19 protein-coding genes and 2 riboswitches are annotated in these 18,958 nt (G+C 31.8%); of the genes, 18 read left to right on the forward strand and 1 reads right to left on the reverse strand.

Annotated features, from left to right (window positions below):
- The first annotated feature begins 148 nt into the window (after nt 1-148).
- The 16 genes from gpmI to KPL54_RS01160 all read left to right on the forward strand — a co-directional run bounded on the left by gpmI (nt 149) and on the right by KPL54_RS01160 (nt 16,248).
- Nucleotides 149-1,678, forward strand: a complete 1,530-nt coding sequence (gene gpmI / locus KPL54_RS01085) for a 2,3-bisphosphoglycerate-independent phosphoglycerate mutase (RefSeq protein WP_216103839.1) — start codon at nt 149-151, stop codon at nt 1,676-1,678.
- Between the two features lie 160 nt (nt 1,679-1,838).
- A complete protein-coding gene (gene eno, locus KPL54_RS01090; RefSeq protein WP_151553492.1) occupies nt 1,839-3,134 on the forward strand; it encodes a phosphopyruvate hydratase in 1,296 nt (431 codons plus the stop codon).
- A gap of 233 nt (nt 3,135-3,367) precedes the next feature.
- A complete protein-coding gene (gene secG / locus KPL54_RS01095; RefSeq protein ID WP_216103840.1) occupies nt 3,368-3,598 on the forward strand; it encodes a preprotein translocase subunit SecG in 231 nt (76 codons plus the stop codon).
- A gap of 169 nt (nt 3,599-3,767) precedes the next feature.
- The gene (locus tag KPL54_RS01100; protein WP_216103841.1) at nt 3,768-4,070 is read left to right on the forward strand and encodes a YerC/YecD family TrpR-related protein; all 303 of its coding nucleotides are present in this window, start codon (nt 3,768-3,770) and stop codon (nt 4,068-4,070) included.
- Nucleotides 4,071-4,318: 248 nt separating this feature from the next.
- Nucleotides 4,319-6,598 (forward strand): DNA helicase PcrA, encoded by a 2,280-nt coding sequence (gene pcrA / locus KPL54_RS01105; RefSeq protein ID WP_216103842.1) that lies wholly within the window; start codon nt 4,319-4,321, stop codon nt 6,596-6,598.
- Nucleotides 6,599-6,843: 245 nt separating this feature from the next.
- Nucleotides 6,844-8,838: an NAD-dependent DNA ligase LigA gene (ligA, locus tag KPL54_RS01110; protein WP_216104317.1), complete on the forward strand. Its 1,995-nt coding sequence runs from the start codon at nt 6,844-6,846 to the stop codon at nt 8,836-8,838.
- Nucleotides 8,839-9,011: 173 nt separating this feature from the next.
- A complete protein-coding gene (locus tag KPL54_RS01115) occupies nt 9,012-9,299 on the forward strand; it encodes an ArsR/SmtB family transcription factor (protein WP_216103843.1) in 288 nt (95 codons plus the stop codon).
- A gap of 87 nt (nt 9,300-9,386) precedes the next feature.
- Nucleotides 9,387-9,569: riboswitch (cobalamin riboswitch) on the forward strand.
- Nucleotides 9,570-9,740: 171 nt separating this feature from the next.
- A complete protein-coding gene (gene cbiQ / locus KPL54_RS01120; protein ID WP_216103844.1) occupies nt 9,741-10,562 on the forward strand; it encodes a cobalt ECF transporter T component CbiQ in 822 nt (273 codons plus the stop codon).
- A 12-nt stretch (nt 10,563-10,574) separates the two neighbouring features.
- Nucleotides 10,575-11,402 (forward strand): energy-coupling factor ABC transporter ATP-binding protein, encoded by an 828-nt coding sequence (locus tag KPL54_RS01125; protein ID WP_216103845.1) that lies wholly within the window; start codon nt 10,575-10,577, stop codon nt 11,400-11,402.
- Nucleotides 11,403-11,466: 64 nt separating this feature from the next.
- Entirely contained in the window at nt 11,467-12,219 is a 753-nt protein-coding gene (locus KPL54_RS01130) for an energy-coupling factor ABC transporter permease (RefSeq protein ID WP_216103846.1), read from the forward strand.
- On the forward strand, nt 12,219-12,548 hold the full coding sequence (locus tag KPL54_RS01135) for an energy-coupling factor ABC transporter substrate-binding protein (protein WP_216103847.1): 330 nt from the start codon (nt 12,219-12,221) through the stop codon (nt 12,546-12,548). The genes KPL54_RS01130 and KPL54_RS01135 overlap by 1 nt, the downstream gene beginning before the upstream one ends.
- A gap of 42 nt (nt 12,549-12,590) precedes the next feature.
- A riboswitch (cobalamin riboswitch) is annotated at nt 12,591-12,781 on the forward strand.
- 34 nt (nt 12,782-12,815) lie between these two features.
- On the forward strand, nt 12,816-12,998 hold the full coding sequence (locus KPL54_RS01140) for a helix-turn-helix domain-containing protein (RefSeq protein ID WP_216103848.1): 183 nt from the start codon (nt 12,816-12,818) through the stop codon (nt 12,996-12,998).
- A gap of 41 nt (nt 12,999-13,039) precedes the next feature.
- Nucleotides 13,040-13,372, forward strand: coding sequence for an ATP cone domain-containing protein (locus KPL54_RS01145; RefSeq protein ID WP_216103849.1), 333 nt, complete (start codon nt 13,040-13,042; stop codon nt 13,370-13,372).
- Between the two features lie 97 nt (nt 13,373-13,469).
- Entirely contained in the window at nt 13,470-14,414 is a 945-nt protein-coding gene (locus tag KPL54_RS01150; RefSeq protein WP_216103850.1) for an ABC transporter substrate-binding protein, read from the forward strand.
- 16 nt (nt 14,415-14,430) lie between these two features.
- Nucleotides 14,431-15,483, forward strand: coding sequence for a FecCD family ABC transporter permease (locus KPL54_RS01155; RefSeq protein ID WP_216103851.1), 1,053 nt, complete (start codon nt 14,431-14,433; stop codon nt 15,481-15,483).
- A complete protein-coding gene (locus KPL54_RS01160) occupies nt 15,484-16,248 on the forward strand; it encodes a heme ABC transporter ATP-binding protein (RefSeq protein WP_216103852.1) in 765 nt (254 codons plus the stop codon).
- Nucleotides 16,249-16,348: 100 nt separating this feature from the next.
- Here the strand turns inward: KPL54_RS01160 and KPL54_RS01165 are convergent, their stop codons facing one another.
- Nucleotides 16,349-17,263, reverse strand: a complete 915-nt coding sequence (locus KPL54_RS01165; protein WP_216103853.1) for a metal ABC transporter substrate-binding protein — start codon at nt 17,261-17,263, stop codon at nt 16,349-16,351.
- A 162-nt stretch (nt 17,264-17,425) separates the two neighbouring features.
- Here KPL54_RS01165 and KPL54_RS01170 point away from each other — a divergent pair, with 162 nt between their 5' ends.
- Both KPL54_RS01170 and KPL54_RS01175 read left to right on the forward strand, forming a co-directional pair.
- Nucleotides 17,426-18,109: a metal ABC transporter ATP-binding protein gene (locus tag KPL54_RS01170; RefSeq protein WP_216103854.1), complete on the forward strand. Its 684-nt coding sequence runs from the start codon at nt 17,426-17,428 to the stop codon at nt 18,107-18,109.
- Nucleotides 18,096-18,911, forward strand: a complete 816-nt coding sequence (locus KPL54_RS01175) for a metal ABC transporter permease (protein ID WP_216103855.1) — start codon at nt 18,096-18,098, stop codon at nt 18,909-18,911. Before KPL54_RS01170 ends, KPL54_RS01175 begins: the two co-directional genes overlap by 14 nt.
- The last annotated feature ends 47 nt before the right edge of the window (nt 18,912-18,958 follow it).

Below are 18,958 nucleotides of genomic sequence, written 5' to 3' on the forward strand. Positions count from 1 at the left end.
TACTTTAGCGAATTCGTTTACTAAAGTAGCTTCATCTACTAAAGTAGATGGCATATTGGTTGGTTAATTATAATTATAAGAAATTACAAAAATAGCAATACATAGAAATGTGTATTGCTTTTAGAAACAATTAGTGGGGGGAAAATAAATGTCGAAAAAACCAGTAATGCTAATGATTTTAGATGGATTTGGATTATCAAGTACCGTAGATGGAAATGCAGTAGCTGCAGCAAGTAAACCGAATTATGATAGGTTAACAAAGAAATACCCAAGTACAAAATTAGTTGCAAGTGGACTAGAAGTAGGACTTCCAGAGGGCCAAATGGGAAATTCAGAAGTTGGTCATTTAAATATAGGTGCTGGTAGAATTATATATCAAGCACTAACAAAAATAACAAAAGAAATCAAAGAAGGAGACTTCTTTCAGAATGTTGCTTTTAACAAAGCAATAGATAAAGCAATAAAGGCAGATTCTTCAATTCATCTTTTAGGATTACTTTCTGATGGAGGAGTTCACTCTCATATTGATCATTTGAAAGCTTTAATAAAGCTAGCTAAAGATAAAGGCGCTAAAAAAGTTTATGTTCATGCGTTCTTAGACGGTAGAGATGTGCAACCGGGTTCAGCACTTAAATACATAGCAGAAATAGAAGAATATATGAATGAAATAGGGCTTGGTAAAATCGCTACTATTTGTGGTAGATATTATGCTATGGATAGAGATAAGAGATGGGAAAGAGTGGAACTTTCATATAATGCTATGGTCCTATCTAAAGGTGAGAAAGACACATCAGCAATAGAGGCAGTTAAAAAAGCTATGCATGATAACAAGACAGATGAATTTGTTCTTCCAACTGTTATAATGGAAAATAATAAACCAGTTGCAGCTATTAGTAATAACGATACTGTAATATGTTTTAATTTTAGACCAGACAGAGCTCGCGAATTAACTCGCGCAATAAATGATAAGGTATTTGATGGTTTTAAAAGAGAGTCATTAAATCTTAATTATGTATGTACTACTCAATATGATCTATCTATAGAAAACGTTGATGTTGCATATACACCAGAAAGTTACACTAATACACTTGGAGAATATGTTAGTAAAATGGGTAAAAAACAGCTCCGAATTGCTGAAACTGAAAAATATGCTCATATTACATTTTTCTTTAATGGTGGTGTTGAGGCTCCAAATGATAATGAAGACAGAGCATTGATTCCATCTCCTAAAGTAGCAACTTATGACTTGCAACCAGAAATGAGTGCCCGCGCGGTTACTACAGAGTTACTTAAAAGATTAGATACAGATGAATACGACATGATAATATTAAATTATGCTAATCCAGACATGGTAGGTCATACAGGAGTTTTTGAAGCTGCTAAAAAGGCTATAGAAACAGTTGATGAATGTCTTGGAAAAGTTGTTGAGTCAGTACTCGGTAAAGACGGAACTGTATTTATAACTGCAGATCATGGAAATTCTGAGCAAATGATTGATTATTCATCAGGTAAACCAATGACTGCACATACTACAAACTTAGTTCCATTCACATATGTATCAAATCACAGTAAAGATTTAAGAGAGAGTGGAATACTTGCAGACATTGCACCTACAATGCTACAAGTTATGGGGCTCGATGTACCTAGCGAAATGACAGGGAAATCTTTAATTAAGTAATTTCATGAGGTGCTGAAATATCATTAAATTTTAAATTAAATGAAAATTGAATCAAACTATTATATTATCTAAGTTTAGTTTAAATTCTATTAAACTTAGGATTATATTAATTAAACTTAGGGAATAATAACATAGATAAAAAATTTGGAGGTAAGATAATATGAAAAACTTTATTGAGATCATTGATATTTTTGCAAGACAAATTTTAGATTCAAGAGCATTTCCAACAGTTGAGGTTGAGGTAACACTCGAAGATGGAACAATAGCAAGAGCATCAGTACCATCAGGTGCTTCTACTGGTATATTTGAAGCAGTAGAATTACGAGATGGAGATAAAGATTTATATAATGGTAAAGGAGTTCTAAAGGCTGTTAATAATGTAAACAATATAATAGCTGACGAACTAGTTGGAATGAATGTATATGACCAAGTAGCAATTGATAAGGCGATGATAGCGCTTGACGGAACACCTAATAAGGCAAAACTTGGTGCTAATGCAATTCTAGGAGTATCACTTGCATGCGCAAGAGCTGCTGCTGAGTCATTAGGACTTGGATTATATCAATATATTGGTGGAGTAAACGCTAAAGTTTTACCAGTTCCAATGATGAATATTATAAATGGTGGAAGCCATGCTGATAATAATGTAGACCTTCAAGAGTTTATGGTTATGCCAGTAGGAGCAACATCATTTAAAGAAGCTTTAAGAATGAGTGCAGAAGTTTATCATGCACTAAAAGCATTATTAAAAAGTAAGGGACTCGCTACTGGTGTTGGTGATGAAGGTGGATTTGCTCCAGATTTATCATCAAATGAGGAAGCTATAAAAATCATAATAGAAGCTATAGAAAAAGCTGGATTTGTTCCAGGAAAAGATATATTTATAGCACTTGACCCAGCAGCATCTGAATTCTTTGAAGATGGTAAGTACAACTTAGCATCAGAGGGAAGAGTACTTACTCCAGAACAAATGGCAGATTATTATGTAGAACTTGTTAACAAGTATCCAATAATCTCTATTGAAGATGGAATGGCTGAAGAAGATTGGGATGGTTGGAAATACTTAACAGATAAAATAGGGGATAAAATCCAATTAGTTGGTGACGATTTATTTGTAACTAATACAGATAGATTGAAAATGGGAATTGATAAAAAAGTTGCAAATTCAATTCTTATAAAATTAAATCAAATAGGAACATTAACTGAAACTTTAAATGCTATAGAAATGGCAGAGCGTGCAGGATATACTGCAGTAGTTTCTCATAGATCAGGAGAAACTGAAGATACTTCAATAGCTGATTTAGTTGTAGCTATGAACGCAGGACAAATTAAAACTGGTGCTCCAGCTAGAAGTGAAAGAGTTTCTAAATACAATCAGCTTTTAAGAATAGAAGAAGAATTAGAAGAAGCGGCTGAATACAGAGGAATAAAAGCATTCTATAATATAAAAAGATAGTTAGTAATAAAATAGGAGTATAGTCTTTAGGGCTATGCTCTTATTTTTTATTAAGGCTAAGGTGGATTTTTAAATGAAATTGTGTTAGAATTAACATAAAAATATAATGATAAAAACATATTTTATGTTTTTTTTGTAACGATAATGGAGTAAGTAGATAAATTACATTTCGTTGTAAGATACCTTAGAATATGTTAAAATAGCCAAATATTTAATGAATAGGGGGTGTACATATGCGTAGTCTTATAATAATTTTATTGATTATATCGTCAATTGCAATAATTGTTTCAGTTATGATGCAACCTAGTAAATCAGATGGACTAAGTGGCCTTATAGGAGGAACTTCGGAAACTTTTTTTGCAAAAAACAAAACCAAAACAGCTGAATCAGTGATAGCGCGAGTTACAGTAGTTTCTGCACTTTGTTTTACTTTTTGTATAGCAATGCTAAATGTAGTAAAATAATACAAATAATCAATCATAATTTAGATTTTAGAGCAGTTTATTTAAATAATTTTAATAAACTGCATTTTTTTATATTTTAAAAAGTTATTATATTAAAAAAATATCTAGTATATAGTAATATGAATGAACATTAGTTAAAGTAGTCTATGATTATTAGAGGTGAAGGATGATGAGCGAATATAGTTCAAAATTAGAAAGTAAGGATATGGATTTTCTTTTTGAAGGTATTTTAAGCCTTCAAACAAAGGAAGAGTGTTATAGATTTTTTGAGGATATATGCACTATAAATGAAATAAAGGCATTTGAACAAAGATTTCAAATAGCAACAATGCTTGCAGATAAAAGGACATATATGGAGATTACAGGTGCTACAGGCGCAAGTACTGCCACGATTAGTAGAATCAATAGAGCACTGAATTATGGTAGCGATGGGTATAAACTTATATTAGAACGATTGAAATCAAAAAAATAGGTATAATTAATTTAAAAATATGCATTTACATATAAAAAGTGACGGTTAATATATATTTACTCGGTTTAGCTAATGATAAAAGAGTGATATAAATTAACCGTCTATATTTTTTATAGTGTTTAAGTTCTTGCACAATGTGATATACTTATAGGTATATTTATGCCTTAAAGTGGAGTGGTAAAAAAGTTATATAGATCTAAAATAACACTAGATGTAACTAGTATTAATATAATATAAGGAGTGGTTTCATGGATTTAAAAAGTTTGTTAAACAAAGAGCAATGTGAGGCTGCAATAACGGTTGACGGTCCATTGCTAATACTTGCTGGTGCAGGTTCTGGAAAAACTAGAGTTTTGACTTATAGAATCGCACATATGATTCAAGATTTAAACATATATCCATCACAAATCTTATCTATAACATTTACTAATAAAGCCGCTGGCGAAATGAAGGATAGGGTACGATCGCTTGTAGGTAATATAGCAGATAATATGTGGATTTCTACATTCCATTCTAGTTGTGTTAGAATTCTAAGACGGGAAATAGATAAAATAGGATATAATAAAAATTTTACTATATATGATAGCTATGATCAAAAAAGTTTAATTAAACAGTGTATGAAGGAAATTGATATAAATGATAAAGATCTAACAGATTCAGAAATTTTAAACAAAATATCAAGTGCTAAAAATGAACTTATTTCTGCTGCTAAATTTAAAAAAGAAAATGAGGGCGATTTTAGAAAAAATAAAGTAGCTGACGTATATCTTCTTTATCAAAAGAAACTAAAGGGTAATAATGCGTTAGATTTTGATGATTTAATATTTAAAGCTGTTGAACTCTTAAAAAACAATAAGGATGTTTTGGACTTTTATCATTCAAAATTCAAGTATATTATGGTGGATGAGTATCAAGACACAAATAAAGCACAGTATGAGCTTATAAAACTTTTAGTAGATAAGACAGAGAATATATGTGTAGTTGGAGATGATGACCAATGCATCTACGCTTGGAGAGGTGCGGATGTAACCAATATCTTAGATTTTGAAAAAGATTATCCAAAGGCAAAGGTTGTTAAACTTGAGCAAAATTATAGATCAAAAGGTAATATACTTATGGCGGCTAATGAAGTCATAAAAAATAATTCTCAAAGAAAAGATAAGGCTCTTAGAACTGAAAAAGAAAATGGCGAGAAAATTAATCTGTATAGAGCATTTACAGATAGAGATGAAGCAAATTTTGTATCAAATCAGATTAAAACAATTATGGCAGAGGGAAATAGAAGTTATAAAGACTTTGCAATTTTATATAGGATGAATTCTCAATCACGTATTTTTGAGGAAAGTTTTCGAAAACATCTAATTCCATATAAGATAGTAGGAGGATTAAAGTTTTATGATAGAAAAGAAATAAAGGATATAATGGCATATTTAAAGCTTATTAATAATCCGCTTGATGATATTGCCTTAAAGAGAATTATAAATGTACCTAAAAGAAATATAGGGGATGCAACTATTCAAAAGATTCAAGAATTTGCAAATGGAATAGAGCAATGTTTATATAGCGCTATTTTGGATGTAGAGTATATACCTACACTTACAACTAGAAATAAATCATCTATAAGTAAATTTGTAAGTCTTATGAATAATTTTATGGCTAAAAATGAAGAGGTATCAGTATCTAAGCTTATTAAGACTATAATAGAAGATACAGGATATTTAAAGCAACTCGAAAACTCTAAGGAACCAGAGGACGAGAGTAGAGTTGAAAATATAAAGGAATTAGTATCAGATGCTGTAGAATTCGAAAGAACTTCAGAAGATAAATCACTCCTAACATTTTTAGAGGGGGTAAGTTTAGGGTCAACCACTGATGATCCTGATGAAACCATTGATACGGCAGCAATGATGACAGTTCATAGTGCTAAAGGGTTAGAATTTCCAGTAGTATTTATGGTAGGAATGGAAAATGGAATATTTCCAGGTATGTCCTCCATTAATAACCCTTCTGAAATGGAAGAATCAAGGCGTCTATGTTATGTTGCAATAACAAGGGCGGAAGAAAAACTATATATAACTTCTGCAGAAAGTAGAATGGTATTTGGTAGAAATGTTTCATATCAACCATCAGATTTTATTAGTGAAATTTCTCCAGATTTAAAAGAAATTATAGGTGGAGCTAAAAATAGGACTACGCAGGTATTAAAGAGAAAAAATGCCAAGGAGTCACAAAGATATAATCCACATGGTCTGTTAAGTAAAACTGCGCCACAAGATTATGTATCAGCTACAGCACATGGAGATAATTCAGGCCAGCAAAGTATTAATAGTGAGAATGTTATTAATAATGGATTAAATAACATAAGTAGCGAAGCTACAGTAGGTAGAAAAGTTAGACATACTAAATTTGGTGTAGGCACAATAGTGTCAAGGTCGAGTTCTGATGGTGATACTTTGATTTCAATAGCCTTTGATAACATGGGAATAAAAAAGCTAATGTTAGGTAAGGCACCACTAGAAATGTTATAAGGTTTGTTAAAATAAGACTAGTATTTGATTGTTATTTATTTGAAGGTAACTTGCGCATCATAAATGTAATTTGTGCATAGTGTATGCAACTGAGGCATTTTGGATAAAATAGCTAGTAAGAATGCTAGTCATTTTATTCAAAAGGCCTAAAAGTTGTGTGCTATTTTGCGTAAAGGTTGTAGTTTATGAATATGAGTGAAATTTGGTTAAAGCAGCGTCTAGAGGGATAGGTGAAGAATGATATGATGAATGAAGAAGATAAAATTAATGAAATTAAAAATATAATTAATTATCATAGTGATAGATATTATAATCAGGATAATCCAGAAATATCGGATTATGAATATGATCAAATGATGTTAGAACTTAAAGAACTAGAAAAAGAGCACCCAGAACTTATTACCTTAGATTCTCCAACTCAAAGAGTAGGTGGAAGTGCTAAAAGGAAAGGTGGGGTGCTCGTAAAACATAATGTTCCAATGCTTAGTTTGCAAGATGTATTTGCAAAAGAAGAGGTATATGCTTATGTAAATAAAATGATTGAGGAACTGGATGATCCAACATTTGTTGTTGAATTTAAAATTGATGGCTTGTCAATGTCCCTGCGTTATGTAGATGGTAACTTAACAGTAGCTGTGACCAGGGGTGATGGAATCATTCAAGGCGAGGATGTAACTGAAAATGCTAAAGTAATTAAGGATGTTGTAAAGAAACTGAAAGATAAAGTTCCCTACCTTGAAATTCGTGGAGAAGTATATATGTCAAATGCATCATTTGATAAAATTAATGAACAACAAGAGTTATTAGGGAAGAAAGTATTTGCAAATCCAAGAAATTGTGCTGCTGGTACATTAAGGCAGTTAGATAGTAAGATAACAAAAGAAAGAGGAATATCTCTATTCATTTTTAATATTCAAGATATTAAAGGAATTGAATTTAAAACACATACAGAGGGTTATGGATGGTTAAAAAAGCAGGGAGTAAAGGTCATTGAGAATTATGTGAAATGTAAAACGGCTGATGAAGTGTGGAGTGTTATTCAAGATATTGGAGAGAAAAGAGGAACCTTAGCATATGATATTGACGGGGTTGTTATAAAAATTGATAATTTGGAAGATAGGAAAGAACTTGGAAACACCTCGAAAGTTCCTAAATGGGCTATAGCTTATAAATTTCCTCCAGAAGAAAAAGAAACGAAATTACTTGATATTGAAGTATCAGTAGGGAGAACTGGTAGAATTACTCCTACAGCAATATTTGAGCCGATTCGGTTATGCGGAACATCTGTATCTAGAGCAATCCTTCACAACCAAGATTTTATCGATGATTTAGATATAAGGATTGGAGACATAATTGTTGTTTATAAGTCAGGAGAGATTATCCCAAAAATCAAGTCTGTAGTGAAAGAAAAACGTATTGAGGGATTAAAGAGATTTAAAATTCCAGAAATTTGCCCAGTTTGTGGAGCACCAACAGTGCGTGAAAAAGATACTGCTGACATCAAATGTATAAACCCTAATTGTTTGGCGCAATTAGAAAGACGTATAATTAATTTTGTTGGTAGGACTGCTATGGATATAAAAGGTTTTGGCAGCGCATATGTTAAGGAACTTATTCGCTTGAAATATATAAAAGATATTGCGGATATATATTCCTTGTTTAATTATCGAGGGGAACTTGTAAAGCAAGGTATAATTGGAAAAGAAAAAAATACAGATAAGTTATTAGATGCTATAGAAAAGTCAAAGGGAAATGAAGCACAAATGTTGCTTACAGGCCTTGGAATTCCGAACATTGGGAAGGTAGCGGCGAAAAGTATAATGAAACATTACAAATCTATTGAAGACTTGCAAAATACGTCATTGGAAGAGTTACAAGATGTTTCGGATATAGGCGAAATAAGTGGCCTGTGTATATTGAAATTTTTTGAAGATAATAAAAATAGAGAAGTAATAAGTAGATTAAAAGATTATGGAGTTAATATGGCTGCAGAGGACGGCGATAACGAGGATAACAAGTTTGATGGATTAACCTTCGTTGTAACTGGAACATTAGCTACTATAGGTAGAAGTGAGGCCACAGTAATGATAGAGAGCCATGGTGGAAAGGTATCAGGTTCTGTTTCTAAGAAAACAAGTTACGTGTTAGCAGGAGAAAATGCCGGGAGCAAACTTACAAAAGCAGAGGGACTAGGAATTGCAGTTATATCTGAAGAAGAACTACTAAATATGTTAAAATAATTAATGAGTTAGCTAAAAAATGAAGTTCTTAAAAGCATAAGAAATAACATGTTAATTAATAATATAATTATCATGTTATTTTTTATTAGTATTGATATTATTTGTTATTTGTATCATAATATATTAATATAACAATATTAATATGAAAATATATTTATAAAGAGGTAAATGTTATGAAAAAAGATTATATGGAATATAATGAAATTGCAGAAATGCTTAAAGTATTAGCTCATCCAGTAAGGTTGTGTATTATTAATGGATTGCTGGGAAAAGGGACATGTAATGTAAGTCACATGCAAGATTGTTTAGGCATTCCACAATCTACTTTATCTCAACATTTACAAAAATTAAGAATGGCAAAAATAATTGTAGGGAAAAGAAATGGGTTAGAGATAAATTATAGTATTTGTAATGAGGAAGTCAGAGAATTAGTAGAATTTATTTTAAAAAACAAGGATTAATGTATGAATTTTCAATATTTTGAAAAATCAAGTTATTTTAATAGAAAACATTGATTAAATTGTTAACATGGTGTAAACTAAAATCAAATTGAATATTAGAATATAGGTTTAATTAAATTTAATTAATTAAAAGGGAATCAGGTTAAAATCCTGAACTATCTCGTAGCTGTAATAGATGAATTTAAGTATATTATGTCACTCGGAAACTGGGAAGGCGTACTTAGATAATGATTCTTGAGTCAGAAGACCTGCCTATATTTTTGCACCGTAAACTCTACGAGTGATAGAGAGGGCATTGTAATGAAGATTTGTTTGTTGATTTTATATTATTAAACATATTTTTGATTGTTTCCTTCTAACGCTTTAGTTAGAAGGTTTTTTGTTTTGGTTGTAAATTATTCTACAATACTGACATTGGGTAAAAATAAAAGGAGGTGGCATATGAATAAGGATGGGAACCCTCATCATCATAGAATCGGACATAAACATGGCGAAGGATTTTCAATAGATTTTTACGCTTATATTTCCCAAATAAGACATTGGAATTCTACTTTTAAAGTATCTCTTTCTGTTTTGATACTTATTCTTTGTGTTGTATTGGACAACCCATATGTATCAGTTGTGATAATTATTGCAATGGCCTATCTGACAATTGTAAAAGGTGGGCTTCCAGTGTGTGAGTATTTTTCAATACTTGCGATTCCAATCGTCTTTATCCTCCTTGGCACAGTTACAATTGCTATTGATTTTTCAAAGCAGCCGATTGGTCAGTATAATCTGTATCTTGGTTTCTGCTATGTGTTTACCTCTGGGGAAAAGATTAAGGAATTAGTATTTTTAATTCTTAAGGTTTTTGCAGCTATAAGTTCTTTACAAATGATGACGCTGTCGACTCCGTCCTCTGAGATAATATATGTTCTTCGAAAGGCACATGTCCCAAAGCTTATCGTAGAACTCATGAACCTCATTTACCGTTATATTTTCATTTTAATAGATGTATATACTAAAATGAAAAACTCTGCAGAATCTCGTCAAGGCTATTGTGATTTTAAAACTTCTTGTTATACATTTGGAAGCATTGCGAGCAATATGTTGGTTGTTTCGCTTAAAAAGGCAAACACGTATTATGATGCAATGGAGGCTAGATGTTATGAGGGAGATCTTATATTTTTGGAGGAGGATAAAAAGGTAGAGACAATACAGATTGCTTATGCAGTAGTATTCATATTTTTTTTAATTTTGCTCTGGGGTTTTACAAGATAGAAAGGAGATATTATGAGGAAACCAATATTAAATGTAGAAGATCTATACTACGTCTACGGAAATGGAAAGGCTGCATTGGACGGTGTAAGCGTGGATATCTATGAAGGCGAGAAGATCGCTGTCATTGGTTCTAATGGATCAGGCAAATCCACATTTTTCTTGAATATAAACGGTGTATTTACACCGCAGCAGGGAAAAATCATTTATCGGGGTAATGTAGTAAATAAAAAGAATGTAAAAGATCTTCGAAAGAATATCGGAATTGTATTTCAGGATGCAGACAATCAAATAATTGCATCTACAGTTAGGGCAGAAGTTGGATTCGGGCCGATGAATTTAAAGCTTCCCAAAGAGGAAGTAATCAAGCGGGTTGAGGAAGCACTGGCATACATGAATATATCAGATTTTAAGGATCGTCCGCCACACTATTTGAGTGGTGGTGAAAAGAAACGAGTGACTATTGCAGGAATTATTGCTATGAAATCTGAGATTATTATATATGATGAACCGACAGCATCACTTGACCCTTTAAATACAATGATGTTAGAAGAAGTTTTGGCCAAACTTAGTTCTGAGGGGAAGACGATGCTGATTTCCACCCATGATGTAGATTTTGCATACAGATGGGCGCAAAGAGTGCTTGTATTCTGCCAGGGAAAAATCATCGCAGATGGGACACCTCTCGAAATTTTCTTGAACACTGAAGTTTTAAAACAGGCGAATCTAAAACAGCCAACAATGCTTGAGGTTTATGAATCACTTGTAGAGAAACGTATGCTTGCGGATATAAAAGCTTATCCCAAAAGTACACAAGAATTTAAAGAAATGCTTAAAAAATAGTTGTTTATTCTAGGTATTTTACCGATTTAATATAAATTAGAAACAAATAAGGGGGGAAAATAAAATGAATCAAAAGGAAAAGAAAATTGTCGCTATTATTGCATTTTTTGCAGTAACTTTTGGAATAGTTCCGGCAGCAAACGCGATGCACATCATGGAAGGATATCTACCACCAAGATTCTGTATTTTGTGGGGTGTTATATGCATGCCATTCTTAGTAGCGGGATACTTTTCAATTAAGAAAACATTGTCAAAAAACCGTAAATCTATCACTATTCTTGCTATGGCAGGAGCGTTTATTTTTGTGCTTTCATCTTTAAAAATTCCGTCAGTAACAGGAAGTTGTTCACATATGACTGGTACTGGACTTGGCGCAATCTTATTCGGACCCAGTGCAGTTAGTATTCTAGGGATTATTGTACTGATTTTTCAGGCAACTCTACTTGCTCATGGAGGACTAACCACTCTTGGTGCTAATACATTCTCTATGGCTATTGCAGGTCCAATTCTTTCTTATGTAATATACAAATTATGCCAGAGGCTGAAAGTCAATAAATATGTAGGCATTTTTCTTGCAGCATCATTTGGTGATATATTTACCTATTGTGTAACAAGTGTCGAGCTTGGACTTGCATATCCTTCTGCAAATGGTGGAGTTGCTGCATCAGTAGTCAAATTCCTTGCAGTATTTGCACCAACACAGCTACCACTTGCAATTATCGAAGGTATTCTGACCGTTGTTATTATTATGGGTCTTGAAACATATGCAAAATCGGAATTGACAGTTCTTGAATTCCTAAAAGGAAGTGATAATTAATGACAAAGACAAAGACAAAGAAAAAAGTTATTATTTTATTAGTTATTGCTGCATTAATTGCCCTTATACCATTATTTATGTTAAAGGGTGCTGAGTTCGGTGGATCAGATGATGCAGGAAGCAAAGTAGTTTCCCAGATTACAGGTACCGATTATAAGCCCTGGGCTACGCCGATTATGGAAACTTTGATTGGTGGAGAGTTACCAGGCGAAATTGAGAGTTTACTCTTTTGTCTACAGACTGGTATTGGAGTTGGTGTTCTTTTCTTTTTTCTAGGAAGATTCGTAGAGAGAACTAAAAAAGAAAATCGGGATAATAAAACTAAGTAAATTTTTTCGTATATTCATATAATTAGTTATGTTTATAAGAATGATTTTAAATATAATTACGGGTAACTAAAGTATAAATAATTTTGGTTTTAAAAGGGAAGATAGGTGAAAATCCTGCACGGTCCCGCCGCTGTAAAAGAAGAGCCTATGCACAAAAACCACTGGGAAACTGGGAAGGTAGCATGGGCAATGAATCTTAAGTCAGAATACCTCACCGTAATTATATACAATTAACTCTACGAGAGATAGGGGAGGTTTTTATAATATATGGTTATAAATTTGGATGAAAAGTTTGAGTTAAATAGTTATATATCTAATATTGAGAAGCAAATTATTGAAAAAACACTTAAAAAAAATGAAAATAATGTTAGCAAAACTTCAAGAAATTTGGGTATTTCAAGACAAGATCTTCAATATAAAATGAAAAAATATAACCTAATCCTAAAATGAAAAAAAACAGTATTAAACCATTTTATAAAGGGAGGGTTATAATGTATATTGAAGAGGATGTAGCTTGTACGAGAAAATGCATTAAAAATGTAATTAAAAATGATGGTAGAACAACTAAATTTGATGCTTTGAAAATAAAGAATACTATAAAAAAAGTTGGGACACAAATTGCAGATTATATAAAAACAGAGGAAATTATATATTATATTACAACAGAAGAAATTGATGATTTGCTACAAAAAATAATAAAAGAGCTTAATGATAATGGCAAGGAGTGTATCACTGTTGAAGATATTCAGGATACTATTGAGAAATTAATGATTAACAATGGATATATAAAAATTGGAGTAGCTTATTCAAATTACCGAAAGTAAACAACAAAGAATGTAATCATTTTTAAAAATAAGCCTCTTAATTGGAATGATTAGGTGGCTTATTTTTATAGAAGATTAATTATTATGGAGGTTTTTTATGTTTAAAAGAAAAAATATAATAACTATAGTTTTAGCTGTCTTTTGTTTTGTTCTAAGTGCGTGTGGCAATAATGGAGTTACTAATAATGGACAAAATACTACGAAAAAAGCAACAAGTACTGTAACTTACCCACTAAAGGTGGTTGATTCATATAATAGAACAATTACTATTGAAAAAGAACCTAAAAGGATTATTGCAATTGCGCCAAATATAACAGAGGGAATATATGCCCTTGGAAAAGGTACAAGTCTAGTTGGTAGAAGTGATTATGATGATTATCCAGCTAAGGCCAATAAGGTTACATCTGTTGGTGGATTATTAAAACCAAATATAGAAAAGATTGTAGAGTTAAAACCTGATGTAGTAATAGCATCGACTCATTTTGATAAGGATGTTATTAAAAAATTAGAAGGTCTTAATATAAAGGTTGTAGTGATTTATGGTGAAGAAAATTTTGCTGGTGTTTATGATACAATGTCAAAACTTGGACAAATTGTAAATGCAAGTGATAAAGCGTTGTTAATAATATCAGATATGCAAAAGAAGGTTGCAGATGTAACTAAGAAGGTAAAAGGTGCTAAAAAACCTACAGTTTACTATGTAGCGGGTTTTGGTAAAAGTGGTGATTTCACAGCAGGTAAAGATACATTTATAGGTAATATGATTGATATGGCTGGTGGAGAAAATGCTGCAAAGGATGTAGTAGGTTGGAAATACAGTGTAGAAAAGCTGGTAGAAAAAAATCCTGATGTACTAATATGCTCAAAGTTATATGATTCAAAAAAAGGCATAGAAGCTACAAGTGGCTACAAAGATTTAAAAGCAGTAAAAAGTGGAAATCTACTAGAAGTTGATGAGAATATTATTGCTAGGCAGGGACCAAGACTTGCAGATGGTCTAGAAGCAATTGCTAAATTAATTCATCCTGAACTTTTCAAATAAAAGGAGTTGCTTTGCCATGACGTTTATAGAAAAGAAGAATTTTTATAGAAGAGTTTTTATAATGGGATTGATTTTGCTCCTAATTGTAATAATTGCTTCGGCAAATGTTGGAGTGGCGGATATTTCTTTTAGGCAGGCAGTATTTATTGTAATAAGCAAAATTCCCATATTAAATAATTTTGGGTCATTAGATGGAATTAAGTCTACATCTGTGATCATAATGTTAAATTTAAGACTTCCTAGAATACTTTTATCATGCCTTGTAGGAGCAGCGCTTTCAGTGGTTGGTACTTCTTTTCAGGGCATTTTTAAGAATCCAATGGCAGACCCATTTGTTCTTGGAGTTTCATCTGGGGCTGCACTTGGAGCTACTATAACTATGGTTTTTCTTAAGAATATTCATATTTTTGGAATGAGCATGGTAGCATTTAGTGCGTTTATTGGGGCTCTAATAACTACATTTTTGGTATACAATATTGCTAGAGTTGGTACAAAGGTCCCAGTTACCACGCTGCTACTTGCGGGTGTTGCTCTAAATTATTTATTATCCTCGATTATTTCATTAATGATGACATTTAATAGAGAAAACATTGAAGAGATAGTTATGTGGACTATGGGTAGTTTTTCGACAGCTAATTGGGAAGAGGTGATTCTACTATTTGTTATAGTAGTACCCTCAATTCTATTTATATCTATATTTTCAAGAGATTTAAATGTTATGATGCTTGGAGAAGATAGTGCAAGAAGCCTTGGTATAGATGTAAATGGGTTTAAAAAATATATATTTGTGATAAGTACATTAATGGTGGCGGCAGTTGTAGCTGTAAGTGGAATAATTGGGTTTGTAGGGCTTATAGTGCCTCATGCAATTAGGATGATGTTTGGATCTGACAATAGGGTAGTTATACCATTTTCAGCACTTGGAGGAGCTATATTTTTGATAATGTGTGATACTCTCGCAAGGGTTGTTGTGCCTCCTTCAGAAATACCAGTTGGAATTATTACTTCGATTTTTGGAGTCCCATTTTTTGTATATTTATTATATAAAACCAAGAAGAAGGCGATTTAATTGATAGAAATAAATAATGTGAGTTTTTCCTTTGAACAAGAAGTATTAAGGGATATTAATATAAAATTTGAAAGTGGTAAATTTTATACGATACTAGGACCAAATGGATCAGGTAAGACTACGCTTTTGAGATTACTAGCTAAATCACTCCATAGTGATAAAGGGAAGATTATTATTAATGAAAAGGAATTAACCCAAATAAAATCAAGAGTGTTAGCAAAGGAAATGGCTGTGGTTTTACAAAGTACAGAGATAGAATTTGATTTCTCAGTACAAGATATAGTTCTTATGGGAAGAACGCCTCATATTTCTAGGTTTTCTTCAGAAAGTGAAAAAGACATGGAAATTGCAATGAAGGCTATGAAAGCGACAAACACCTGGGAACTTAGAAATAAGAGTATAAATACATTAAGTGGGGGAGAACGACAACGTGTGGTAGTTGCAAGAGCGATTGCGCAAGAAACGGGGATAATACTTTTAGATGAGCCCATTTCACACCTAGATATTCATCACCAGATTGAAATAATGGATCAATTAAAACAATTAAATTTAAATAAAAAAATTACAATCATCGCAGTATTACATGATTTGAATATAGCGGCTGCATATTGCGATCATATGATACTAATGCATGATTGTGGAGTTTACAAAGAGGGAATTCCAGAGGAAGTATTAACACAAGATATACTTAAGCAGGTTTATGGATTAGAGGTGTATATAACTAAGAACCCTAGAACTGGAAAGACTTTTATTATGCTTTTTTAGTATAAAAAGTATATGGTCAATATAAAAAATAGCCCACAGGTTTTATGCCTGGGCTATTAATAAACATTTGGATGATACTTGCCACGTGGATGGCACCTATTTATTTTAAACTGTTATATATCATATCTAAGTTTTCTTTCATGCATGTTAAATAATCTTTATTATCTTCCTTACTCTCTATGGTGTGTATTTTTTCAACTTTAGCACCTACTTCTTTAGCTAGAGCATCTGAAACCTTCGTGCTTACCATATCCTCAACAAATATAGTCTTAATTTTATTCTTTTTACAATAATCGGTTAGTTCTTTTAATTTTTTAGCACTGGGTTCACCTTCTGCAAAAACGCTTTCTACGCTGTTTTGTTTTAGTCCAAAGTCTCTGCAAAGGTATGCAAAAGCGGCATGGCCAGTTACAAAGTTTTTGTTACTAACAGTTTTAAATTTTTTGTTGTATTCATTGTAAAGAGTATTAAGCTTTAGAGCGAAATCATTATAATTTTTTTCATAATAAGCTTTATTAGATGAATCTGTTTTTATTAAAGCATCCCTTACATTTTTAGCTTGATTTTCTGCGCCTTTTAAACTAATCCATAGATGTGGGTCATATTGACCGTGTTCTTCTTTTTCAGCTGAGTCTGTATTTTCAATTGGGGTTGAACCCTTTGATGCCTCAACCGTTATTAAATTTTTATTGTCTACAGATTTTAAAACCTTATCTGCCCAAGATTCCATACCAAACCCATTATACACAAATATTTTAGCAGTACTTAAGCTTTCAAGATCCTTTGCCTTAGGCTCAAAATCATGTGGTTCGGTACCGTTAGGGATCATGGTTACTATATCAACCTTATCTTTTCCTATGGCAGTAGCAATTTCTCTCATTGCATTGAATGAAACTACAACTTTTACTTTGTTTTGAGTCTTTACAGTAGTAGTTTCTGACTTTTTACTACCACATGCTGTGAAGGTTACTATTGTACAAATAAGTAAAATGAACATTGACATTTTTTTAAACATTTTTATCGCTCCTTAAAATTTCTTCTTGCAAATCATTTGCATTATCATTTATAATATAAGTATAAACGGCACCTTTGTCAATAGCAATAACCTTAATTATTTTCAAATTTGTATATTAATGCTTTGATAAAGTGACAAAACTATATAAAATGGAGGACAATTATGATTCAAATTAATAATTTATTTTTTTCTTATACAAGCGGGGCGCCCTATATTCTTAATGACATTAGTTTAACTATAAATAACGGAGAGTATCTATCGATATTAGGTGATAACGGCTCAGGTAAAAGTACTCTTGTAAAATTAATATTAAATTTTTTGTCTCCTACTAAGGGTTCTATAGTAAATTCTGATAAGAATATTGGTTATGTTCCTCAAAAGTCTGATTTTCTAAACTCACAGTTTCCTATTACTGTATATGAGATGCTTAATTGCTATAGAAAGGTATTGAAAATAAAAGATAAAACTTTAGTAGCTAGGAGGTTAGAGGGTATTAATATGCTCGATTTTAAGGATTCACTAATAGGAACACTATCAGGTGGTCAATGTCAAAAGATTTTTATAGTACGTGCATTACTCGGAAATCCTGATTTATTAATTTTAGATGAGCCATCAACAGGAATTGATGTAACTAGCCAAAAAGAGATTTATAGCTTAATTAGAGACTTAAATAAAAATAATAAGATAACCGTTATTGCCATTGAGCATAACCTTAATGCTGCTATGAGTAATTCTTCCCTTATTTATCATATATCAAAAGGAAAAGGTCATTTATGCACACCGGATAAATATATTAAAGAATATTTAAAACCAAACAAAGAGGGTGAATTTAATGTTTCAGTATAGTTTTATGCAAAATGCTTTTATGATTTCTATTTTAATTTCTATACTTTGTCCATGTATTGGTTTTTTCTTAGTACTGAGAAGGTACTCAATGATTGGTGATACTTTAGCTCATGCTTCGCTTGCTGGGGTTGCAATTGGGCTTCTATTTAATAAGAATCCTATAATGAGTTCATTCGTATTTACATCATTTTGTGGACTTTTAATTGAGTTTTTAAGAGATTATTTTAAAAAATATGCTGAGCTAATACTTGTTGTAGTTTTATCTTTAAGTGTTGGTATTGCTATTACTATCATGAGTTCCGGAGAATTACATGCAAATGTAAATTCATTTTTATTTGGAAGTGTATTAACTGTAACAAGAGATGATTTATACGCCGTCTTAGCATTAAGTCTTGTATCAATTGTAACTTTAATAATATTATATAATAAACTTGTTATAATAGCTTTTGATGAAGAAGCAGCAAAAGTTGGTAGAATAAATGTTAAATTAATCAATTATATTTTTGCTATATTGGTTGCGGCTACAATATCTGTTTCTATGAGAATTGTTGGAGTACTGGTTTTAAGCTCAATGATCGCTTTGCCTGTTGCTACAGCAATGCAACTAGGGAAAGGGTTTAAATCAACTCTTTTATACTCAATACTCTTTAGTGTTATAGATATACTCTTGTCACTATTTATTTCATATTATATGAATTGTGCGCCTGGAGGCATAACTGCGTTGATTTCAGTTGTATTACTTGCATTAGTTATATTAATAAAAAAGGTAGGGTTATTATTATCAAAAAGCGTTGCAAAATAAATTGCCAAAAGATATTTTTAAATAAAATTGATAATAAATTGAATTTT

Origin of the sequence: Clostridium estertheticum (genome assembly GCF_018861295.1) — a bacterium.
Classification (GTDB): domain Bacteria; phylum Bacillota; class Clostridia; order Clostridiales; family Clostridiaceae; genus Clostridium_AD; species Clostridium_AD estertheticum_D.

What these genes read in the sequence shown, in the direction of transcription:
- gpmI (WP_216103839.1), top strand. Translation starts at nt 149, where the DNA reads ATGTCGAAAAAACCAGTAATGCTAATGATTTTAGATGGATTTGGATTA.
- eno (WP_151553492.1), top strand. Translation starts at nt 1,839, where the DNA reads ATGAAAAACTTTATTGAGATCATTGATATTTTTGCAAGACAAATTTTA.
- secG (WP_216103840.1), top strand. Translation starts at nt 3,368, where the DNA reads ATGCGTAGTCTTATAATAATTTTATTGATTATATCGTCAATTGCAATA.
- KPL54_RS01100 (WP_216103841.1), top strand. Translation starts at nt 3,768, where the DNA reads ATGAGCGAATATAGTTCAAAATTAGAAAGTAAGGATATGGATTTTCTT.
- pcrA (WP_216103842.1), top strand. Translation starts at nt 4,319, where the DNA reads ATGGATTTAAAAAGTTTGTTAAACAAAGAGCAATGTGAGGCTGCAATA.
- ligA (WP_216104317.1), top strand. Translation starts at nt 6,844, where the DNA reads ATGAATGAAGAAGATAAAATTAATGAAATTAAAAATATAATTAATTAT.
- KPL54_RS01115 (WP_216103843.1), top strand. Translation starts at nt 9,012, where the DNA reads ATGAAAAAAGATTATATGGAATATAATGAAATTGCAGAAATGCTTAAA.
- cbiQ (WP_216103844.1), top strand. Translation starts at nt 9,741, where the DNA reads ATGAATAAGGATGGGAACCCTCATCATCATAGAATCGGACATAAACAT.
- KPL54_RS01125 (WP_216103845.1), top strand. Translation starts at nt 10,575, where the DNA reads ATGAGGAAACCAATATTAAATGTAGAAGATCTATACTACGTCTACGGA.
- KPL54_RS01130 (WP_216103846.1), top strand. Translation starts at nt 11,467, where the DNA reads ATGAATCAAAAGGAAAAGAAAATTGTCGCTATTATTGCATTTTTTGCA.
- KPL54_RS01135 (WP_216103847.1), top strand. Translation starts at nt 12,219, where the DNA reads ATGACAAAGACAAAGACAAAGAAAAAAGTTATTATTTTATTAGTTATT.
- KPL54_RS01140 (WP_216103848.1), top strand. Translation starts at nt 12,816, where the DNA reads ATGGTTATAAATTTGGATGAAAAGTTTGAGTTAAATAGTTATATATCT.
- KPL54_RS01145 (WP_216103849.1), top strand. Translation starts at nt 13,040, where the DNA reads ATGTATATTGAAGAGGATGTAGCTTGTACGAGAAAATGCATTAAAAAT.
- KPL54_RS01150 (WP_216103850.1), top strand. Translation starts at nt 13,470, where the DNA reads ATGTTTAAAAGAAAAAATATAATAACTATAGTTTTAGCTGTCTTTTGT.
- KPL54_RS01155 (WP_216103851.1), top strand. Translation starts at nt 14,431, where the DNA reads ATGACGTTTATAGAAAAGAAGAATTTTTATAGAAGAGTTTTTATAATG.
- KPL54_RS01165 (WP_216103853.1), bottom strand. Translation starts at nt 17,263, where the DNA reads ATGTTTAAAAAAATGTCAATGTTCATTTTACTTATTTGTACAATAGTA.
- KPL54_RS01170 (WP_216103854.1), top strand. Translation starts at nt 17,426, where the DNA reads ATGATTCAAATTAATAATTTATTTTTTTCTTATACAAGCGGGGCGCCC.
- KPL54_RS01175 (WP_216103855.1), top strand. Translation starts at nt 18,096, where the DNA reads ATGTTTCAGTATAGTTTTATGCAAAATGCTTTTATGATTTCTATTTTA.